2 protein-coding genes are annotated in these 2,854 nt (G+C 66.7%); one reads left to right on the top strand and one right to left on the bottom strand.

The annotated features are described in order from the left end of the window. Positions 1–69 precede the first annotated feature (69 nt). Positions 70–1,899 (bottom strand): hypothetical protein, encoded by a 1,830-nt coding sequence (locus VN856_RS12035; protein ID WP_325689256.1) that lies wholly within the window; start codon positions 1,897–1,899, stop codon positions 70–72. On the opposite strand from VN856_RS12035, the gene VN856_RS12030 reads away from it, so the two are divergent. Beyond that, entirely contained in the window at positions 1,865–2,809 is a 945-nt protein-coding gene (locus VN856_RS12030; protein WP_325689254.1) for an NAD-dependent epimerase/dehydratase family protein, read from the top strand. The two genes, VN856_RS12035 and VN856_RS12030, sit on opposite strands and share 35 nt — an antisense overlap. Positions 2,810–2,854 lie beyond the last annotated feature (45 nt).

Below are 2,854 nucleotides of genomic sequence, written 5' to 3'. Positions count from 1 at the left end.
AGAGCGGCTCACTCGTAATGAGCAGGTCAGGAGTTCGATTCTCCTAGGTGGCTCCACCTCTGCCGCGCGTCAGTGCGGCAACACGAATCCCACCGGCCCCGCGGCGATGCACACGCTCAGCGCCGCCGTATCGGCCCGCACCCGCATCGCGTTGCCCGCGCCTGGCAGTCGCACGTAGACCCGGTTGAGCCCGGGATGTACCTGCACTCGGGTGTCGATCCCCTCCGAGAGTGAGACCGTTATCGACCCGTCGCTATTGGCCAGGTAGTTGATCTCGGCCGTCCAGTCCGTCGGGAGCAGTGGGCCGTCGAGACCAACCTCAACCGGCCGGTCGGGCTGGACCAGGTATCCGCACTGCGGCACCGGGCCGGGCGCCATCGCGCGCACCCAGGTCACCTGGGCGTCGACCAGCCGGCCCTTGCTGTCCAGCGTTTTCAATTGCGTTGTCGAAGAGCCGAATTCGGGGCGATCGGGCAGTAGCGCGAACATGTGGCTGGCCAGGTTGTCCGGCCAGGCCACCCGTCCGAGCACCAGCGGGTCGACCTCCTGGTCGAGCAACCGCGTGCTCGAGTTCGTATGTGCGGCAGCCAAATCGCGCTGGGCGTTCTGCAGATACGGCTGTGCGGGGTTGTCCCGCCACGATGTCAGGAACGTTGCTGTCGAATACCAGCTGCTCGCCACGAACGACGCCGCCACCGCGGTCGTGACCACCGTGCGGGCTGCCGACGCATCGAGCCAGCCGGACGACGCGCGATTGGCGGCGCAGAACCCGACCGCGGCAAGCAATGCCAGCACCACGACGAGATCCGGGAAATAACGCAGTGTTTGGGCCAGCTCGAGCACGGTGAACCGCGACGAGCGCATCAGATAGATCGGTACCTGACAGGCAACCACGTACCCGGCCGCGGTCAACCACACCGGTACGATGCGACGCTTGCGTGCCAGCGAGATTGCCAGCGCGGCGCCCAGCACCAGCCAGCCGAGCACCTTGACCGTCGTCGGAGGAACTGCCCACGGCGACGCCGGCGCCCACCTGCCCCACACCCACGGGCCACCGGCCAATCCCGGGACGATGCCGTGAGTTACCGAGCGACGCAACAGATCCCACGTCATCGTCAGGTCTGAACTCCAGCGATGCTGGTTGACCACGGCCAGATACACCATGACCCAGACACCGGTCAGCGCCAGCGATGCCGTCCACAATCGGATGCCGGACCGCCACACTGTCCGCATCGCGGACCGATCGCCCTGCACGTGGCACAGCAGCGCCGCGATAGTGAACGCGACAAATGGAATCACCGCGGCCTTTTCGAAGAACAGCAGCCCGCCGAGGTAGGCCAGCACACCGGTCGCGGCGTACCGCTGATTGCCGGTGCGGACCAACAGGATCGCGTCCGCGCAGACCCAGGCCAGCGCGGCCAGCATCGGCAGCGAGTTCAGGGCCGCCGCCCACCAAGCGAACCCCGGCACCCCGAGCGGAGTGAACAGCGCAAAGGTCAGCGGAACCAGCAGCACCGGCCGCCAGCCCAAAATCACATACAGAGTGCGCAACAGGGCCAACGAAGCCAGCAGTTGCAACACCACCAGGCTGACGGCCGGCCCGACCCAGTTCAGCGGCGCCAGCCGGGTGATGGTGCCGGCGACCAGGAATGCGGCCGGCATGACGTGGCCGTCATGGTCGTCGAACAGAAACGACGGCGACAGCAGGCTATGGGTGCCGGCCCGGCCGACCAGGATCAAGTCGTCCCAGTAGAAATAGCCGCGAAACGCCAGCACGCCGCGGATCAGCAGCTGCACCCCGACCAGCACCGCCGCGGCTAGCGCCACCTTGGGGATTCCGGCGGCCCGTCGGTATGGTGGGCCGGTGCGCGCACTGGTCACCGGGGCTGCCGGGTTCATCGGGTCGACGCTAGTCGACCGGTTGCTGAGCGACGGGCACCGCGTCGTCGGCCTGGATAACTACCACTCAGGGCGGGCTACCAACCTCGAGCACCTGGTCGGCAATCCCGAGTTCGCCTTCGTCGAGGCCGATATCGTCGACGCCGATCTGGCGGCGATCCTCGGCGAACATCGGCCGGAAGTGGTGTTCCACCTGGCCGCGCAGATCGATGTGCGGCGCTCGGTGGCCGACCCGCAATTCGACGCGTCGGTCAACGTGATCGGCACCGTGCGTCTTGCCGAAGCCGCGCGGCTGACCGGAGTGCGCAAGCTCGTGCACACCTCCTCGGGCGGATCGATCTATGGGACGCCGCCGACCTACCCGACCAGCGAGGCCGTGCCCGCCGACCCGGCGTCGCCGTATGCCGCGGGCAAGGTGGCCGGCGAGATCTACCTCAACACGTTCCGGCATCTCTACGGCCTGGAGTGCTCACACATCGCACCGGCCAATGTCTATGGGCCACGCCAGGATCCACACGGTGAGGCCGGTGTCGTGGCGATTTTCGCGCAGGCGTTGCTGTCGGGCAAGCCCACCAAGGTGTTCGGCGACGGTTCCAACACGCGTGACTATGTGTTCGTCGACGACGTGGTGGACGCGTTCATCAAGGCTTCGGGTCCAGACGGCGGCGGGCAGCGCTTCAACGTCGGCACCGGCGTGGAAACCTCTGACCGCCAACTCCATTCGGCGGTGGCGGCCGCAGTGGGTGCACACGACGATCCGGAATTTCATCAGCCGCGATTGGGCGACCTGAAACGGTCCTGCCTCGACATCGGTTTGGCTGAACGGGTTTTGGGCTGGCGCCCAGAGGTGCTGATCGACGACGGGGTGGCCCGCACGGTGGATTACTTCCGCCACGCCCAGTCCGGCTAGCTGTCCCTCGGGTATCGATCAGCGAGAGTCAATCTCTTGCCTGTT

The organism is Mycobacterium sp. (genome assembly GCF_035603715.1).
In the GTDB taxonomy this organism is placed as follows: domain Bacteria; phylum Actinomycetota; class Actinomycetes; order Mycobacteriales; family Mycobacteriaceae; genus Mycobacterium.
Note: the sequence above shows the minus strand (reverse complement) of the source record. Positions and strands in the feature narration are given on the sequence as shown.